The 16,571-nt window shown below is 51.6% G+C and carries 12 protein-coding genes; 1 reads left to right on the top strand and 11 read right to left on the bottom strand.

Going from position 1 to position 16,571, the window contains the following annotated elements; genetic code table 11:
- Window positions 1-13 precede the first annotated feature (13 nt).
- Genes EH243_RS12865 through EH243_RS12875 form a run of 3 tightly spaced genes read right to left on the bottom strand, consistent with a single transcriptional unit; the run spans window position 14 to window position 4,672 of the window.
- Window positions 14-2,308 (bottom strand): 3-hydroxyacyl-CoA dehydrogenase/enoyl-CoA hydratase family protein, encoded by a 2,295-nt coding sequence (locus tag EH243_RS12865; protein ID WP_126159080.1) that lies wholly within the window; start codon window positions 2,306-2,308, stop codon window positions 14-16.
- Window positions 2,305-3,492 (bottom strand): beta-ketothiolase BktB, encoded by a 1,188-nt coding sequence (bktB, locus tag EH243_RS12870; protein ID WP_126159081.1) that lies wholly within the window; start codon window positions 3,490-3,492, stop codon window positions 2,305-2,307. Before bktB ends, EH243_RS12865 begins: the two co-directional genes overlap by 4 nt.
- Window positions 3,493-3,529: 37 nt before the next feature.
- Window positions 3,530-4,672: an acyl-CoA dehydrogenase family protein gene (locus tag EH243_RS12875; RefSeq protein ID WP_126159082.1), complete on the bottom strand. Its 1,143-nt coding sequence runs from the start codon at window positions 4,670-4,672 to the stop codon at window positions 3,530-3,532.
- A gap of 138 nt (window positions 4,673-4,810) precedes the next feature.
- Here EH243_RS12875 and EH243_RS12880 point away from each other — a divergent pair, with 138 nt between their 5' ends.
- Entirely contained in the window at window positions 4,811-5,824 is a 1,014-nt protein-coding gene (locus tag EH243_RS12880) for an AraC family transcriptional regulator (RefSeq protein ID WP_126159083.1), read from the top strand.
- Window positions 5,825-5,829: 5 nt separating this feature from the next.
- Here the strand turns inward: EH243_RS12880 and EH243_RS12885 are convergent, their stop codons facing one another.
- From EH243_RS12885 to EH243_RS12920, 8 genes are all read right to left on the bottom strand, one after another.
- Window positions 5,830-6,954 (bottom strand): ABC transporter permease, encoded by a 1,125-nt coding sequence (locus EH243_RS12885; protein WP_126159084.1) that lies wholly within the window; start codon window positions 6,952-6,954, stop codon window positions 5,830-5,832.
- 3 nt (window positions 6,955-6,957) lie between these two features.
- Window positions 6,958-8,082, bottom strand: a complete 1,125-nt coding sequence (locus EH243_RS12890; RefSeq protein ID WP_206441617.1) for an ABC transporter permease — start codon at window positions 8,080-8,082, stop codon at window positions 6,958-6,960.
- Window positions 8,079-9,824, bottom strand: coding sequence for an ATP-binding cassette domain-containing protein (locus EH243_RS12895; protein ID WP_126159085.1), 1,746 nt, complete (start codon window positions 9,822-9,824; stop codon window positions 8,079-8,081). Before EH243_RS12895 ends, EH243_RS12890 begins: the two co-directional genes overlap by 4 nt.
- Window positions 9,824-10,855, bottom strand: coding sequence for an HlyD family secretion protein (locus tag EH243_RS12900; RefSeq protein WP_206441618.1), 1,032 nt, complete (start codon window positions 10,853-10,855; stop codon window positions 9,824-9,826). Before EH243_RS12900 ends, EH243_RS12895 begins: the two co-directional genes overlap by 1 nt.
- Before the next feature lie 558 nt (window positions 10,856-11,413).
- Window positions 11,414-11,842, bottom strand: a complete 429-nt coding sequence (locus tag EH243_RS12905; protein WP_126159087.1) for a universal stress protein — start codon at window positions 11,840-11,842, stop codon at window positions 11,414-11,416.
- 71 nt (window positions 11,843-11,913) lie between these two features.
- Entirely contained in the window at window positions 11,914-14,538 is a 2,625-nt protein-coding gene (locus EH243_RS12910; protein ID WP_126159088.1) for a TRAP transporter permease, read from the bottom strand.
- 159 nt (window positions 14,539-14,697) lie between these two features.
- Window positions 14,698-15,678, bottom strand: coding sequence for a TAXI family TRAP transporter solute-binding subunit (locus EH243_RS12915; protein ID WP_126159089.1), 981 nt, complete (start codon window positions 15,676-15,678; stop codon window positions 14,698-14,700).
- An 85-nt stretch (window positions 15,679-15,763) separates the two neighbouring features.
- Window positions 15,764-16,567 carry an enoyl-CoA hydratase-related protein gene (locus tag EH243_RS12920; protein ID WP_126159116.1) on the bottom strand — a complete coding sequence of 268 codons (804 nt, stop codon included), beginning with the start codon at window positions 16,565-16,567 and terminating at the stop codon, window positions 15,764-15,766.
- Window positions 16,568-16,571 lie beyond the last annotated feature (4 nt).

The following is a 16,571-nucleotide window of genomic DNA, read 5'->3' on the forward strand; positions in this document are numbered from 1 at the left end:
GCTATATCGGTGACTAATTCTGTAAGGCTCGCCCGGTTTCCAGCAACTGTACCATTCGCGCTTTAGCTTCCGGTATTTGACACAGAGCCTGATTCGTTTCCCGCTCTAAGGGGTAAAAATGCTGATACCAATGAGCGGATGTTGCCTGTGATAGCAGGGTTAGCAAAGCGGTGTCTAAGGTTGCCTGATACCCTTCTGTGCTCAACATCATATCTTGTGCCGGTGAGAGTGGCTGTGGCTCTTTAGTCTCTAACGGCAATATTGGGCGCAATCTTAATGCCCGTTGTTTGGCATCAAATAACAACCGATCAAGGTTCATACTGATACCGTCCGTCGAACGTAAAAAACCGAGCTGTTTCGCTTCCTCTGCCGACCCGGTGACTTTACTGTTACGAATAAGATCGAAACAATGAGCCATCGCGGCATCGACCCCAAAACGTTCGGCGCTGCGTAGCAACATCTCTTTACAGCCACCCCAACCCGGCACGATACCCACCTGATTCTCAACTAAGCCGACCGCACTTTCCGCATGAGCCTGTATCCCGTGACAGTGTAAAAGCAGTTCGAGACCGCCGCCCAGCGCTTTACCTGACAGCGCACCCACGATAGGGACCGGTGCCGTTTGCAGCGCATGAAACACCGCCTGGCCTTTGTCGATATAGGCTTTTAGCACATCCGGTTGATCGATAAATGATAAAAACTCTTTTAAGTCTGCCCCCGCCGCAAAGATCGGGCCTTCATTATAAAAAACGAGCGCTTTTTGTTTACCAACCGCCTGCTCAAGGGTGGCCGATATCTGATCCAGTAGTTCGTTACTGAGTACCGGCACTTTACCGGTAAACTCTACGCACCACACATCGTCAGCCAAATCCCAGAGCGACAGCTTACTGTATTGCTGTAGCGCTGGACGACGCTTGATATCCGCCAAGCTGAGAATACCTTCGGCGGTCTTCACTCGCTGGTATTCACCACGCTCATTCAGGGTAACCCGCTGTAGATCTTGATCGTTATAAATCGGACGCTGGTCAACCGCCTGTAAAAAAGCGGAAGGCTGAATACCCTCAGCCGTCAACCGATCAATAAAGGCCTGTGTACCGAGCTGGTCGATCATCTCGAATGGACCCCAAGACCAGTTATAGCCTAGCTTCATCGCTTGATCGAAGGCGGTAACATCGGTAGCCACATCGGGGATCAACTTGGTCGCATAATGCAGCACCTGGGATAATACCCGCCAAGCATACTGCCCGCCTTTATCACTGCAGGCGATCAACTCGGCTAGCTGACCCGGCTTCAGCCGTGCGCTGGCTAACAGCGTTTTTTGCACTGCGCGATACTCGAAGCTTTCAAGGTCGATCGCCTCTTTAACTCGGCCCCCGTTGGCATCCTTCACTTGCCGATAGAACCCCTCGCGGGTAGCCCCTTTGCGGCCGTAATAGCCCTTATCGATCATCCCCTGCACTGTTTGAACCGTTTGTGCATAAGGTGCAAAATCATCGCCGTCAGGTAGCAGGTCGCCTAAGCTTTGCGTCACCGATGGCATGAGGTCGATTCCCACCAGATCCCATAAACCAAAAATACCGGTGCTAGGAAAACCACAGACCTTCATGATCGCATCGGCTTCTTCAACCCGTAAGTTCAGCTTGATCGCTTCCTGCAGGGCGACTTGTAACCAAAAGACACCTAAGCGATTTCCGATAAACCCGGGACGATCGGCGCAGTGAATCACGGTTTTACCCATGCATTGATCATTAAACTGGCAAACACGGTCGACCACTTCTGTGAGGGTATCCGGCCCTTTAATCACCTCGACCAAGCGCATATAACGGGGAGGGTTGAAATAATGGGTAATCACAAAATGCTGTCGGAAATCGTCGGGTAACCCATCAACCAATGTCATCAATGGGATGGTCGAGGTATTTGAGGAGACAATGGCATCGTCACGACGCACCTCGGCGATACGGTGAAAGAGTGCCTGTTTTACACTCAAACGTTCGACAATTACTTCGATGATCCAGTCATAATCAGAGAGCAGATGAAGGTCATCATCGATATTGCCCACCTGAATCCGCTCGGCAACCGACGGATGCATCAATCCACCAGCACAACCGCCTTTCAGTAAACGATTCACGGCATCCTGAGCAATTCGACTACGATCCTCATCGCCATTCACCGATGCCATGTCTAATAACAGCACCTCGGCCCCGCCGTTGGCAGCTTGGGCCGCGATGCCCGCGCCCATAACACCAGCGCCGATAACCGCGACTTTTTTAATCTCGGCAAGCGGCTCAATGTTGACCGTTGGCTTCATACTAAACGCTCCACAATCAAAGCAATCCCCTGACCGCCACCAATACACATGGTCACCAAACCGTAACGTCCCTCGGTACGCTCAAGTTCCGCTAGGGTTTTAACAATCAGCATAGAGCCTGTAGCGCCGACGGGATGACCTAATGCCACAGCACCCCCGTTAACGTTGACCTTCTCCGCCGGCAGATTTAACGATTGGCTAACCGCCATCGCTTGGGCGGCAAAGGCTTCGTTGGATTCAATCACGTCAAGATCGGCAACGGTCAAACCAGCCTTTTCTAAGGCCGATTGAACAGCGGTAATGGGCCCTAAGCCCATCATATTCGGTTTGACGCCGGCAAAGGCGTAGCTCACAAAACGGGCACGGGCTTTTAAACCACGTTTTTCGGCTTCCTGACGACTGGTTAACACCATTGCCGCAGCGCCATCGTTCAGGCTCGATGCATTACCCGGCGTGACGATACCGTTCTTGATAAACGCCGGTTTCAGCTTGGCTAAACTATCCGCGGTAATATCCGTACGAGGGTGTTCATCTTGGGCAAAGATAAAGGTCTTACGCCCCTGCTTTACGGTAACGGGCACAATCTGCTGGTCGAAATATCCCTTTTCAATAGCCGCATTGGCACGACGATGACTCTCAACCGAAAACTCATCGAGGTGCTTACGATTAAAACCATACTCGGCGGCAATATTTTCCGCCGTGATTCCCATATGACCACTACCAAAGGGATCACTCAAAATACCCAGTGTCATATCGACCACTTGACCGTCCCCCATCCGCAACCCTTTGCGAATGTTAGGTAGTAAGTAGGCACCTTGGCTCATACTCTCAGCCCCGCCGGCGAGTGCTATACGGCTATCGCCGAGTAGAATCATCTGGGCGGCAGAGATGACCGATTGCACCGACGAGCCACAAAGACGGTTAACATTGAGGGCCGCAGAATGCTCCGGCAAACCCGCATTTAAACCGATGTGACGGGAGAGGTAGACATCCTCAGGACCGGTGGTAATGATATGACCAAATACCGAATGATCGATATCGGCCGCCGGCACACCCGATCGTTTGATGGCTTCAATCGCGGCCACCGTACCTAATTCAGCGGGCGACAAAGACGACAAGCTTCCACCAAAACCACCAATGGCGGTACGCACTCCATCCAAAATCACGACATCGGTCAAATTCATACTCTACTTCCTTATTCTTATCGGTTGATCAAAACGGTTATTTGCCCAGCAAAGAACGGGCGATCACTTCTTTCATGATTTCTGAGGTGCCGGCGTAAATCGTCTGTACCCGCGCATCCACATAAAAACGCGAGATGAGATACTCCTCCGTATAGCCATAACCACCAAACAGCTGCATACACTCATCGGTAATCTTGCACTGCATCTCGGTAAGCTGCAGCTTGAGAATAGCCGCATCGGTTGGCGTCATCGCCTCACGGTTATATTTATCGATACAGTGATCGAGATACACCCGCGCCATATCCAACTGGGCCTTCGCCTCGGCAAGCTTGAAACGGGTATTCTGAAAGTCGCCGATCTTCTGTCCAAAAGCCTTACGCTCTTGCACATAGTTTAAGGTTAGTTCTAACGCCCCTTCGGTCGCACCAATCGCATGTGCGGCGACCCCTAAGCGCTCACGGGGCAGCTCCTGCATCAAATAGCTGAAGCCTTTATTCTCTTCCCCCAGCAATGCGTCATGGGGCACCAGCAGGTCAGCGAAAAACAGCTCCGCCGTATCGCTCGCGTGTTGGCCTATCTTTTTAATCCCCTTCCCGCGCGAAAAGCCCGGCAAGTTGGTATCAACCAGAAAGAGAGAAACGCCCTTAGCACCTGCATTAAGGTCGGTTTTAGCGCAGACGATCACTAAATCAGCATGCAATCCATTGGTAATAAACACCTTAGCGCCATTGATCAACCAGCCTGCATCGGTGCGTTTGGCAGAAGTACGTATCGCCGCCAGATCACTACCGGCGCCCGGCTCGGTCATGGCGATAGCCCCCACGGTTTCACCGCTAATCATCTCGGGTAGCCATTGCTGCCGTTGGGCTTCGGTGCCGATATGAAGGATATAGGGCATCACAATATTGGCGTGAATATTGTAACTAGCGCAGAGGCCACCAAACCCCTGACGGGCAATCTCTTCAACGATCTGCTGGCAGACTTCAACCCTTGCTCCTGCGCCGCCATACTGTTCAGGCATATCAATGCCCAACATGCCCGCCGCACCCAGTGTCGACCAAATAGATTTAGGCATCCCGCCCGCCGCTTCCCAAGCGTCATAGTAGGGTGCAACCTCTTGTTTCAGCGCACGGCTAATCATGGTTTGGTAAAGCTCGCGGTCTTCATAATGTCCTAGCATGCCAGTCCTACCGATTGTTATACTGAATTTAGAATCTGTTGACAGGCAATATACTATTCAGTGGGAAGCTAAAGAAATGACCGATAAAGACGAAAAAATTAACCGAATCGGCCATATCGTTTGTGAAATCTTCCCCTTATGAGCCGAGCCCATATCGCCAACCACTATCTGCAAGCCTCTATCCGTGGTGCACAACGCCAAGGGTTTGACGCAGCGGAACTATTAACAGCGGCTAAGATTCCCCCTGAGTGGCTCAATCAACCCAGTAAACTCATTACCGAACAACAGCTAGCCGGCCTGATTAAAACCGTCTGGCGCGCCACCCATGATGAATTTATGGGGCTCACGTCGCGACAGTGTCAGATTGGAACCTTTGGGCTGATGGCGGAATATTGTCTGCCCTCACAAACCTTAGGCGCCATGCTGCGAAAGAGTGCTCGCTTTTACAATACGATATGCCCTGATGTTGATCTTGCCTTAGAGGAAGCGTCTAAAGATGAAAACCTGGTGTTTCTCCGCTTAATGCTCAAAGACAATACGACGGACCCCGACCACTTTTTACAAGAATTCATCATGCTGATGTGGCAACGCTTTAGCTGCTGGCTGGTTGACCAACAAATCCCTTTTGCCGGTTCTGAATTGAGTTATCCATCGCCACCCCATGTGGAGGAATACCGAGTATTGTTTCCCGGCAATCACCTGTTCAATCAACCGAGCAGCGGTTTCTACCTCCACGCCCGACACCTACAGCTACCTATTGTGCGACGTGAATCAGAGCTGGCCGAGTTTTTACAAAAATGCCCCGCCTATGTTCTGCACCGCCCGAGTCAAGACGACAGCTTCCAAGCCAAAGTCCGTGGGCGACTGGCACTGCACGACTATACGGATATGCCAAACTTTGAGGAGATCAGTGAACAGATGAACTTAACGCCGAGAACCCTAAGGCGAAAATTGAAAGAGGAAGGCAGCTCGTTTTCCATTATCAAATCATCCCTACGGCGGGAGTACGCGATCAAACTACTCACCATCGAAGATTTGAGAATCGTGAATATCAGTGAGCGGCTCGGCTTTTCAGAAACCGCCGCATTTTGTCGGGCTTTTAAACGCTGGACAGGCAAGACACCCTCCCGCTGGAACAGCGACAAGGGCTGAGACGGTTAGTACATCCGGTGACGAAACAGCCAACCGGCTAACGATAGGGTGACAAAACCGATAATCGCCATCGGCCAATACTGATGGATCAGCAGTGAATAACTGTTCCCTTCCAGCGTAATGCCCCGCACGATAATCAAGAAGTAACGCAAAGGGTCAAGGTAGGTGAGCCATTGCACAAACACCGGCATATTAGCGATCGGTGTGGCAAACCCCGACAGTACAATCGCGGGCACCATAAACAGAAAAGCACCGAGCACCGCCTGCTGCTGTGTCACCGATATGGCGGAGATCATCAAACCGACCCCCACCGCAGAGAGTAAGAATAAACCGATCCCCAGATACAATGCCCCCAGATTCCCACGCAGAGGAATCTCGAATAAAACCACCATCACCACAATGATCAGCGTCGCTTCCAGCAAGCCGATAACAATACCGGGAATCGCTTTACCAATCAGGATCTCCATGGGCCGTAAAGGTGTCACCAATAGCTGATCAAAGGTGCCCGCCTCACGCTCCCGTGCTACTGAAAGGGAGGTCACTAACAGGGTCACCAGCAGGGTCAATAGACCGACAATACCGGGCACAATAAACCAGTTGGATTGTAAATTATCGTTATACCACGCCCGTGTTTGCAACACCGCAAACGCGCCACTCTTACCCTCTGCCGCCAACCAGTTAAGGTTATAATCCAACACAATACTATTGAGATAGTTCATCGCCATCATGGCGGTATTGGAGTTCCGGCCATCCAATATCACCTGCAACGACGCCGTTGTCCCCTGCAGAAGGTCACTGCTGAAATGCTGACCAAGGTGCAGCACCAGCAATACATCGCGGTTATCGATTAACGGCGCCACCTCACTGTCATGCTCAAGGTAAGCGATCACCTCGAAGTTAGGTGAACCCTCGATATGACTGATTAACTCCCGCGACGCGCCCCCAAGATCTTCGTTATAAATGGCCACCGGCACATGGTTAAGGTCATAGGACGCGGCAAAACCAAACACCAGCAGCTGTATAATCGGTGGGCCTATAATGACAAAGCGACTGCGCTTATCGCGCAACAGCGCAAGAAACTCTTTGATCGCCAAAGCAAAGATATGTCTAAGTACATGTCTAAGTACCATAGATCACTCCAACCGCTTGTGGAATTTGCGCCACACCAGCAAAAAATAGAACAGCGCCATCATCAGCAAAGCGCCAATATTCGGCAGCACCACCGACCACACATCCCCCGCAAGAAACAGGGTTTGTAGAATCGCCACAAAATAACGTGCGGGGACTAAATAGGTGATGAACTGTATCCAGCTCGGCATCGAATGAATATCGAAGAGAAAGCCCGATAAGATAAACGCCGGTAAGAAAGTGACAATAATAGCCAATAGCCCCGCCACAAACTGATTTTTGGCCACGATAGAGATGAGCAAACCGATAGCCAATGCCACCAGCATGAACAGAGCGGAACTCAGCATCAATAACCAAAAGGAGCCATGCAGCGGCACTTTGAACTGCCATACCGCCAACGCCACACTGAACAACATCCCCCCCATCCCCAGTACAAAATAGGGGATCAGTTTACCCGCCAGTATCTCGCTACGACGCAGGGGCGTCACCATCATCGCTTCCATGGTACCGCGCTCCCACTCACGCGCCACCACCATGGCGGTCAGCAGCGAGCCAATCAAGGTCATCACGATGGCGATCAATCCCGGCACGAGAAAGAGACGACTCGACAGTGCGGTATTGAACCACACTCGCTGTTCCACACTCACCGGCATCTGCAGTGATTGGCCACGGCTCTCAGCATAATGGCTCAGCCAAGCCTGCCAAGTACCGGTGATATAGCGCTGGGTGATATTCGCCTGATTAGAGTCCACCCCATTGACGATCACCCCGATGGGCGATGCGCTATTGGATAATAGCTGCGCGGAAAAGTTACTTCGCAACCAGACAATGCCATCGATCTGATGCTCATCCAGTGCCTTTTGTGCGGTTTGAATAACGCTAAAATACTGCGGACTGAAGAATTCGGAACGCTCAAAGGCGCCCGCTAGGGATTGCGTTTCCCTATCCGGTTGTTCAATCACAATCCCCACAGGGATATGTTTCGCATCTAAAGAAACACCGTATCCAAACAGAAACAGCAACACCACCGGCATGATAAAGGCGATGGCGATACTGGAAGGGTCACGCAAAATCTGCAGGCTCTCCTTACGGATCAGCCCCCATAGACGCATCTGGGCTAACCGGTTCACGCCGCGGTCTCCGATGTCTGCTGCCGCTGTTCAATTAGCTGAATAAACGCATCTTCCATCGTCGGATCTGGATGCTCTACCGTCCGTGCCTGCATCTTCATCTCCAGTGGTGTACCGGCAGCTAAAACTTCACCGTCGGCCATAATAACCAAGCGATCACAGTAATTGGCTTCCTCCATAAAATGGGTCGTCACCAACACGGTCACCCCAGATTCCGCCAGTGCATTGGTGCGTGCCCAGAACTCCCGGCGGGCGAGTGGATCGACACCGGATGTAGGTTCATCCAGAAAGAGAATCTCCGGTTCATGCATTAACGCCGCCGCAAACGACAGGCGCTGCTTATACCCTAAGGGTAGATCGCCCGCATTCACATCTTGGAAGCTGGCTAACTCGAAGGTGTTTAACGCCCACTCCAAACGCGCTTTCTGTTGTTTGCCCCTTAACCCATAAGCACTGGAGAAAAATCGTAGATTCTGTCGCACCGATAGATTGCTATACAAGGAAAATTTCTGTGCCATATAACCAATACGCCCACGGGCGGTCGCCGCCGCACGCCGTAGATCATAACCGGCAACCGCCAGTTCGCCACTGCTGACCGGCAATAAACCACAGAGCATTCGAAAAGTAGTGGATTTACCCGCACCGTTAGCACCGAGCAACCCGAAGATCTCCCCCCGTCGTACGCTAAAGCTCACATTATTCACAGCGATAAAATCACCAAAACGGCGCTGCAACTTATCGACCCGAATCACCACATCATCCTCCGCCTTATCAAGGCTGGCAGATGGGGAGAATTCGACCGGTGGCGCGTCTGTCTGGCGAACTTTAAGTCGGGCGATAAACGCATCTTCAAAACAGGGCTCCACCGCCGTGATATGAATATCCTGTCCCGGTAGCAGTTGTTCAGCGGCCGGTGCGCAAGCGGTTTCCATGACCAAGCGTACGGTTTCACCTTCAATCAAGGCATCTAACACACCGGGCGCTTGGCTCAAGGTTTCCTGTAAACGGCGATGACTCAAGGCGTTACTACTGACTTGAAAGGTACGCCCCGCCACTGAGCGACTAAATTGTGCGGGCTTACCCTGATCGAGTAGTTTTCCCTGATGCAGTAGCAGTACCTCATCACAGCGTTCCGCTTCATCAAGGTAAGCGGTGCTCAGCAACACCGTCATGCCCGCCTCCTGTACCTGCCGATAAACAATCTGCCACAGCTCACGGCGCGATACGGGATCAACACCCACGGTCGGTTCATCCAATAGGAGCAAGCGTGGCGAATGCACTAAGGTACAGGCGAGGCCGAGTTTCTGTTTCATACCGCCAGACAGCTTCCCAGCTAAACGCTCGGCGAAGGGCGACAGTCCGGTCATCTGCATCAACTCGGCATAGCGCGCGGGGCGTTTAGCCACCGGCAACCCTTGCAGATCCGCGTAGAGGTCGAGATTTTCCTGCACACTTAGGTCTTCGTAAAGACCGAAGCGTTGCGGCATATAGCTGATACTGGACTGAACCTTCAAGGGTTCGGCCAGCGCATCCATATCCAATACCTGAATCTCACCCTCATCCGGCAGCAACAAACCCGCAGCCAGACGGAGCAAGGTGGTCTTACCCGCCCCATCAGGGCCGATCAACCCCGTCACTCGCCCCGGCTGAATACTAAAGCTCACCTCCGCTAGCGCCGACACCTGCCGACCACGGGTAAAGGTTTTGCTAACCGTCGAAAATGTAAGTGCCGCCGTGTTCACTACTCTTGTCCGCAAGTGTTCATGGTTGCATCTAACGTTTGGTCAAGCTCAATGGAGACCGTCGCCGGCATGCCTAAACGTAGCTCCCCCTGCCCATTACAGGCATAAATTCGCACGGAATAGACTAAGCGGGTACGCAACTCTTCGGTTTGAACACTTTTCGGGGTGAACTCGGCAGTCGGGGAGATATAACCCACCCAACCTTGGTAGACTTTATCCGGATAGCTATCGGTACGGATCAGCGCTTTAGCACCTAACGGCACTTGCCCCAGCATCCCTTCCGACAGATAAGCACGTACCCAAACGGGATCAACAAAAGCCAACGTCAGCACCGGTGTTGAAGGGAATGCCATATCGCCGGGTTCTAAAATACGGTTGCGGATAACACCGTCAGCGGGGGCATAAAGGTTGGCATTTTCCAGTTGCTGTTCAGCTAGTACCAACCCTGCTTGCCGTGCGGCCAATTCTGCGCGAGCCACGGAGATATCCTCTTTGCGAGGCCCCGCCTGTAACAAGGCGAGAGAATGTTTTGCCGCCTCCTGTTGAGCTTCAGCGACATCCGCCAAAGAACGGGCATTTTCCACATCTTCGTCGGACGCTAACTTCTTCTCGACTAAGCGCAGTAATCGCTTATAACTGTCTCGGGTTGATTTCGCCTTAGCGCTAGCGGCTTTGAGTTCGGCCTTGCCTTTACTAATCTCTTCGGGACGACTCCCTGCTTCGAGTTTCGCGACCACCTGTTGCTGGGCATCCAACATCGCCTTAGCGGACCCCAGTTGGGCATCCAATAATTCAGTGTGCAAATTAGCCAGCAACTGCCCTTTTTTAACTCGGTCGCCCTCTTGTACAAGGATTTCGGCAATATGCTCACTACTATTGAAGGCCAACAAAGCTTCTCGAATATCAACATTACCGTAGAGTTGCACGCTGGTGTCATGGTTATCCCCATGTTCGGTGCGCCACCAGAACAAAGCAGCCGTAACAACAAACGCCGCTACCACGATGGCTATAATGACTTTTTTCTTACTCATCTTCACACTTCCTTATTGCGCTGGCACACCCACGGTCGTAGTCCGAGAGCACAGGACGACACCATCAATCACCCACCATTATACCACTCGGTACAGCGAGGCACGGCATTAACACCTCGGTGATTGACCGAAAACAACAAACAACGGCCACGCTATTTTTGTTTTTGACACAATAGACATGGCTTTCAGCCTAGAGTTTTCAGACTGAGTGTTTATAGATATAGCGCGATCGGATCCCCGCACAGCCTTGAAGTAATGGCCAAAACAGGCACCCCTAGTATGGGATAGTATAGGGACAGTATGGGGATAGCATGGGATAGTATGATTGATTAGCTGAAGCAAAGACGATGAGGCCGTTAGCAGCGAAGGAGTGCAGGCGTGAACAAGGTGAAAGGAAGCCGGTAATCATCGATGTCCGTTTTGCGGCCTGAATCACTGTTAAAAGCACATCAGGCACAAATGCTATCGTATAAAACGATCAGCGATCAGCTGATCAAATATTACCGGCTTTAGCGTCTACATGGATAAAGTAATCATCACATGCAGGACAGTTGAGTGTTAAGGGCGCAAGACCAATACCGAGCAACCCGCACGTTCAACTACCCGTGAGGAGTTTGACCCCAATAACGCGTGATCGACTTTACCCCGGTGATGGGCCGTCATGATAATCAGATCAGCATGGCAGCGTTTAACATGCTTGATAATCCGTTCGGCCGGATTACCCTGATGTACCGAAAGCGTCCGTTCAACCTCTGGCGGCAACTTCTTCTCAGCCAGTGCTTGTAACTGTTTTTCAACGGCTTCATGCGCCTTTTCAACGGCTGATTTTTTAAAATAGGATGCCACCAAGGGTGAGTTAAACCCAGGAATCACCGTCATCAGGTGGATACATCCCTCACTATCGAGTTCACGTAATGCCAACTCAATCGCCTTATCAGAAAATGACGGTTCTTCGATATCAACCGGAACAATAATTTGCTTAAACATAAGTCCTTCCTTTACCACAGAGTATGGCAATCGAAACCGAGGTGCTCACGAAAAAGCACCTCGGTTTTGGATTAAGTATTTGCGGGAACCGGCTGAGCATCATCAAAGCGTCGACGACGGCGCTGAAACAGCACAATCGGTATCAGCAACAACAACGCCGGAATAAACATCAGCTCTTTAGGCGGTTGCCCCTGAGGCACTTCCACCTGCCCTATCTGCTGATCAAACATCAGCCCCGCTTTCTCTGCATGACTGCCGAAGCCGACCATATCGACTACCACTTTGCCATCAAGATCCGCCAACTCTAGACCCGCATTCACCATGCGTTCCTGAGTATCCGCCCCATCGGCCAACTCAAACAGTGCGACAAAATCCCGTGGATTACCGACAGCATCCTCACCGATCAAATGCAGCCTCAGTTCGGCGCCATCTGGCAGATCCAAGCTATTCCCCATTAACTCACTGGCGGCCACTGTCTTAAAGGGTGGTGCCACCATATCCATCCAAAAACCGGGACGGAATAGCGAGAAGGCAATCAGGATCAGTAGCGCCGTTTCATACAAACGGTTACGCACCAGAAAGTGCCCTTGGGTCGCGGCGGTAAACAGCAGGATCGCTGCAGTCGACACCACGAAGACGATAATGCCCTGCCACCAGCTCACATCGATCAATAATAGGTCGGTGTTGAAGATAAACAGGAACGGCAGAATCGCTGTGCGCAAACTATAGAAGAATGCGACAAACCCCGTACGGATCGGATCGCCACCGGACACTGCTGCCGCCGCAAAAGACGCCAGCCCTACCGGTGGGGTTACATCGGCCATGATGCCGAAGTAGAACACGAACAGATGCACGGCAATCAGCGGCACAATCAAGCCTGACTCTTGCCCCAAGGTCACGATCACCGGTGCCAGCAAGGATGACACCACAATATAGTTGGCGGTGGTCGGTAAACCCATGCCCAGAATCAAACTGAGTACGGCCGTTAGCACTAGCATCAACAACAGGTTGCCCATCGACAACACTTCAACGAGATCCGCCAGCACCGAACCTACACCGGTCTGCGATACCACACCCACGATAATACCCGCAGTTGCCGTCGCGATGCCGATGCCGATCATGTTACGCGCACCGACAATCAAGCCATCGATCAGCTGATTAAAACCCTTCCTAAACTGTCGTCCCAGACCGCCCTCATTACGGAAATACGCAAACAGGGATTTTTGAGTCAGCAGGATAAAGACCATCAACATAGTCGCCCAGAACGCCGAGAGCCCAGGAGACAAACGCTCAACCATTAGGCACCACACCAGTACGATAACCGGCAGAATAAAATGCAAACCCGATTTAACGGTCGGCCCAACTTCTGGCAGCTCTACCACATCAGAGTTCGGATCATCCAATTCAAGGTCGGGATAACCTGCAGAGAAACGCACCAGCAAGACATAGACAATCAATAACAAGACACCGATCACCAGACTCGCGTATTGGCCAAACAGCGGTTTAATCCAACCGATACCGTAGTAGACCGCCAGCGACACGGCAGCGGTGGCAAAAAAGCCAATCAACAGCCCCATCAAGCGCGCCATCCAAGGCTTAGCAGCACTACGTCGTGGCAGGCCGTACATATTCTGTTTAAGCGCTTCAAGGTGAACGATATACACCAGTGCAATATAAGAGATCAATGCGGGCAGGAAGGCATGTTTGATCACCTCCACATAGGAGATACCCACATACTCAACCATCAAAAACGCGGCTGCACCCATGACCGGCGGCATAATCTGGCCATTCACCGACGAGGCCACTTCGACCGCGCCCGCTTTCTCCGCACTGAAACCCACGCGGCGCATCATTGGGATAGTAAACGTACCCGTGGTGACCACATTAGCAATGGAGGAACCTGAAATCAGCCCCGTCATACCCGAAGCAACAACCGCGGCTTTAGCTGGGCCGCCACGTAGATGCCCTAGGAGGGAGAAAGCGACCTTGATGAAATAGTTGCCGGCACCGGCCTTATCCAGCAAAGCACCAAATAACACAAATAGAAATACAAAACTCGTCGATACGCCCAGTGCGATACCAAACACACCCTCGGTGGTGATCCACTGGTGATTAACGACTTCCTTCAGACTCGCGCCCTTATGGGCGATGATTTCCGGCATATAGGGGCCGGCAAAGGTATAAAACAAAAACAGAGACGCGACGACCACTAATGGTGGTCCGAGTGCACGTCGGGTAGCTTCGAGCAATAGAATCACGCCGGCAATGGCCACGACGATATCCAGTGTCGTCGGCAAGCCCGGACGATCCGATATTTGGACATAGAAGATAAACAGATAGCCCGCGCAAAAAGCACCCGCTATCGCCATCACCATATCCGGTAAAGGCACCCGTTCTCGGGGAGAACCACCCAAGGCGGGATAGGCCATGAAAGAGAGGAATACGGCAAACGCAAGATGGATCGAACGCGCTTCAGTATCGTTAAAAACACCAAAACTGCCGATCAGCGGCCAATCATAAAACGGTAGTGGCGAGGCGATCCACAATTGAAATAGCGACCAAAACAGTGCGGCGGCCAACAGTAGCATTCGCTGAGCACCTTGGGGGTCCCGCGCACCACTATCCGTCGACGCCACTAAATCTTGGAGCTCGGCTTCGCTGAGTTTAGTAGGTTCTTTTGAATTCAGTTCAGTCATAATACTCTCCGATCCAACACTCCCAGCGTTACCGCCGGTAAATATTAGTACGATCCAGCAAGGCCTAAAAGGTCACGCCAGAACTGAGAAAAGACTATCCCAGGGGTGCCCTAGGATAGTCGATAGAGACGGCGGATTCGCCGGTCAGGAGTGTATTAATTACATCCAGCCACGTTCTTTGTAGTAACGTACAGCGCCTTCATGTAATGGAGCAGACAGGCCGTTTTTGATCATTTTTGCAGGATCAAGGTTGGCAAAGGCAGGGTGTAAACGCTTGAAGCGGTCAAAGTTATCAAACACCGCCTTAACAACCTGATAGATCACTTCTGGATCAGCCTTAGTTGAAGAGACAAAGGTCGCACCTACACCAAAGGTAGTGGTATCGGCATCATTACCGTTATACATGCCACCTGGGATAATCGCCTCAGCATAAAAAGCATTATCATCGATCAACTTAGTGATCTCTGGACCGGTAACCGGCACCAAAACGGCATCACATGAAGTCGTTGCTTCTTTAATTGAACCATTAGGATGGCCAACAGCATAAATGATTGCATCGACCTTGTTATCACACAGCGCTTGTGACTGCTCAGACGCCTTCAACTCTGAAGCCAGTTTGAAGTCATCCATGGTCCAACCTTTACGCTCCATCACCACTTCCATGGTGCCGCGCTGGCCAGAACCTGGGTTACCAATATTAACCCGCTTGCCTTTCAAATCGTCAAAGCTCTTAATACCAGAATCGGCACGCGCAATCACGGTGAATGGCTCTGGGTGAACAGAAAATACTGCGCGTAGCTCTGTGTTAGGTCCCTGATCGGCAAACTTACTGGTGCCATGGTAAGCGTGGTACTGCCAGTCAGACTGGGCCACACCCATATCTTGGTTCCCCGCACGAATGGCATTCAAGTTCGCGATCGAACCACCCGTCGATGGCGCGGTACACTTGATACCGTGATCTTTGTTACCGCGGTTAACCAAACGACAGATAGACTGCCCTACCACGTAATAGACGCCTGTCTGTCCGCCTGTACCGATAGTCACATAGGATGGCGGAGCTGCAAATGCGGCACCACTTTGAATCCCAATCGCGATGCCGGCGGCAACCACGGTGTTAGTCAGTAATTTCTTTAATTTCATTATGTGTATCCTTATTGTTTTCTATCAGACCGGTGTAACCGGCTATGCACTTACTACTTTTATCGGGCAAGGTATAACCTCACCGTTATTTTTTCGCCATTGATTCCAACATTTTATTCACTGCGTCCAAATGCTCTGGTTCATTGTGGCACATACCCTGAAATACCGCACAGACATCGAGGAAATCTTTTAACTCCATCCGCTGCGCCATCTTCATTAACCGCTTCGTTAGACGAGTCGCTTTAGGCGGTTGACTGGCAATACGGGTCGCCAGTTTCATCGCCGTTGGCATCAACTCATCGGCGGGCACTACCTCCATCACGATCCCTAGCTCTTTGGCTTCAGCCGCATCGATAACCCGACCCGACAGCGTCAGTTCGAACGCACGCTGGTAACCGATCAAACGCTGCATCAACCAAGCACCACCATCTCCTGGAATAATCCCAAGATTAAGGAAGGTTTCACCGAATTTGGCCTTATCCGAAGCAAACCGAACATCCGCCATATTCGCCAGATCAAAACCTGCACCGATGGCAGCACCGTTCACCGCAGCGATAATTGGCACTTCAACAGCTTGCAGAGCCAATGGAATACGTTGTATCCCCTTGCGATAGCGGTCGGCACATTCCGCGACATCGCCCGCGAAATCACCACCGCGCTCTGCCATGTCGCGAATATTACCACCCGCACTAAAGGCTGATCCAGCCCCTGTTATCACCAGCACTGAAACGTCATCGCAATGATTAACCCACTCGGCAACGGCGATAATATCTTCGATCAAATGAGAGCCCGTGAGCGCATTACGCAGATCATGGCGATTGAGGGTTAATGTGGCGACGCGATCATCCAAAGTAATCAGCGCATCGGTCAATTGTGGTAGGTTCTTCATATTT

It is taken from the genome of Amphritea opalescens (assembly GCF_003957515.1).
Classification (GTDB): Bacteria; Pseudomonadota; Gammaproteobacteria; order Pseudomonadales; family Balneatricaceae; genus Amphritea; species Amphritea opalescens.

Coding starts and splice junctions, on each gene's coding strand:
- EH243_RS12865 (WP_126159080.1), bottom strand. CDS start 2,308: ATGAAGCCAACGGTCAACATTGAGCCGCTTGCCGAGATTAAAAAAGTC.
- bktB (WP_126159081.1), bottom strand. CDS start 3,492: ATGAATTTGACCGATGTCGTGATTTTGGATGGAGTGCGTACCGCCATT.
- EH243_RS12875 (WP_126159082.1), bottom strand. CDS start 4,672: ATGCTAGGACATTATGAAGACCGCGAGCTTTACCAAACCATGATTAGC.
- EH243_RS12880 (WP_126159083.1), top strand. CDS start 4,811: ATGAGCCGAGCCCATATCGCCAACCACTATCTGCAAGCCTCTATCCGT.
- EH243_RS12885 (WP_126159084.1), bottom strand. CDS start 6,954: ATGGTACTTAGACATGTACTTAGACATATCTTTGCTTTGGCGATCAAA.
- EH243_RS12900 (WP_206441618.1), bottom strand. CDS start 10,855: ATGAGTAAGAAAAAAGTCATTATAGCCATCGTGGTAGCGGCGTTTGTT.
- EH243_RS12905 (WP_126159087.1), bottom strand. CDS start 11,842: ATGTTTAAGCAAATTATTGTTCCGGTTGATATCGAAGAACCGTCATTT.
- EH243_RS12910 (WP_126159088.1), bottom strand. CDS start 14,538: ATGACTGAACTGAATTCAAAAGAACCTACTAAACTCAGCGAAGCCGAG.
- EH243_RS12915 (WP_126159089.1), bottom strand. CDS start 15,678: ATGAAATTAAAGAAATTACTGACTAACACCGTGGTTGCCGCCGGCATC.
- EH243_RS12920 (WP_126159116.1), bottom strand. CDS start 16,567: ATGAAGAACCTACCACAATTGACCGATGCGCTGATTACTTTGGATGAT.